This window comes from Pseudomonadota bacterium (assembly GCA_022361155.1).
Classification (GTDB): Bacteria; Myxococcota_A; Polyangia; order Polyangiales; family JAKSBK01; genus JAKSBK01.
This window is the reverse complement of the sequence record JAKSBK010000207.1, coordinates 1-1,844: the sequence shown is the minus strand read 5'-3', so window position 1 is coordinate 1,844 and position 1,844 is coordinate 1. Positions and strand designations below refer to the sequence as shown.

General features: G+C 71.6%; 2 protein-coding genes. Both read left to right on the top strand.

The window, feature by feature from the left end:
• Positions 1-428, top strand: a 428-nt coding sequence (locus MJD61_07635) for a hypothetical protein (protein ID MCG8555145.1), incomplete at its 5' end; no start/stop codon positions are given.
• Positions 429-434: 6 nt separating this feature from the next.
• Positions 435-1,844 (top strand): hypothetical protein (locus tag MJD61_07630; protein ID MCG8555144.1); only part of this gene is annotated, 1,410 nt, incomplete at its 3' end.

Sequence of the window (1,844 nt, the reverse complement as noted above, 5' to 3'; positions counted from 1 at the left end):
GCGGCTGGGGCTCGGGCGGTGGACAGGGCGGTGGACAACAGGGCGGCGCGATAGGCGTGGCGGGCGCGCAGGGCGGCTTTGGCGCCGCAGCTGGCAGCGGTGGCTGGGGCGGCGTTGCTGGCACCGGCCAAGGCGCCGCTGGCGCCGGCTGGGGCGGTCGGGGCGGGGGCCAGAGCGGAGTGGGCGGGCAGGGCGGCGCGGCCGGCCGAGGTGGCGCGGGGGGGATCGCAGGCTCAGGGACTCCCGGCGGCCCACCTTGCCCACCGGGTTTCACGTGTACCACATCCCCCGCGCTGCCAGGGCCGCCTTATTGTGGCATGCAGGGCGGGCCTCCCCTGTGCGGCAGTCCCTGGTGCCTGATGCTGCTGGGAGGCGGCTGCGTTGAGAGAGGGAACCGCAGTTGGTGCATCCAGAACTGCACGCTGTAGGGCGGCATGGCGGGTGGTGTCGATCGTGTGGCAGGCTCGATGGCTTTGGCCGCAGCGCTGGCAAGCTGGTCCGCGACACCGACCGTGCTTGCCAACGGACGCTACCCCTCGGCCCAGCAGCTGATCGAGGACCCGCGCAGTCCCGAGCACCTGATCGTGCGAGCCACCTACGGGCTGCTGGTGACGCGAGACACTGGCAAGCGCTGGTCGCTGATCTGCGAGCAAGCCGTGGGCTACGGGGGTAACGAGGACCCTGCGCTAGGCCTGCTGGGTGATGGCACGTTGCTGGCCGGTCTGTTTGGCGGCTTGGCGTTGGGCTCGGCCGATGGATGCACATGGAGCAAGGCGCAAGGCGCGCTCGGCGAGCTGGAGATCGTCGACGTGAGCGTGGACCCTCTCGAGCGCGCACGCGCACTCGCGCTCGGCCGCGAGGCGCAGCACGGGCTTTCCACGCACCGGCTCTGGCGGACGAGCGACAGCGGCGCGAGCTGGCAGCGGCTCGGTGGTCCCTTCGGCGCGGAGCTCGATCTGGTCGCCACGGCGTTCGACGTGGCTGCGAGCGACCCCAAGCGCGTGTACGTCAGCGGGCTGGGACTGGTGCCCGCGCTCAGGGGCGTGTTGCTGCGCACCGACAACGGCGGCGTCGGCTGGACGCTGCTGCCCATAGCCGACACGGGCCCGCAAGCGGTCCCGTTCTTCACGGCCGTCGCGCCGAACGACCGCGACACGATCTACGTGCGCGTGCGCGGGTCGAACCGGGATCGTCTGCTGGTGTCGTCGAGCGGCGGGCAGTCGTGGCGCAGCGTGCTCGAGGGCAGAGCCGTGATGGCTGGCTTCGCGCTTTCGCCGGACGGCACGCAAGTGGCGGTCGGCTTCGGGTTGCCTGATCGACCCGGCCTGGTCGACTGCTCCGCGCTGGGCATCTGGAAAGCCTCGACGCGCGATCTCGCGTTCAGCAAGGTTTTCCATGGTGCGGTGCAGTGCCTGACATGGACCCAGCGAGGCTTGTACGCCTGCACGCACGAGCGCAGCGAGGGCTTTCAACTGGGCCTGTCGCAGGACGGCGGCCAGAGCTTCGCGTCCTTGATGAAGCTGCGCAGCGTGCAGGGGCTCGCGTGTCCTTCACCCAGCATGCTCGCCGCGCTCTGCGCCGGACCCTGGCGCGAGCTCTGCCCTGTGATTGGCACCACCTGTACAGGGGGCGACGCGGGCGTTCCCGGAATCCCCCCGATCGGCGGCGTTCCGGGATGCCTGGGCGACGCCGGTTTACCGGTAGCCCCCGGCGATGCCGGCAGCGCGGGTCTGCGAGACGCAGCGGCCGGCAGCGATGGCGCGCGACCCGTGGTCCCCGGCGACGCCGGTAGCGGCGCCGGTCGGCGAGACGCGGGAACCGACGCTGACGCTGTTTCTTCGGTC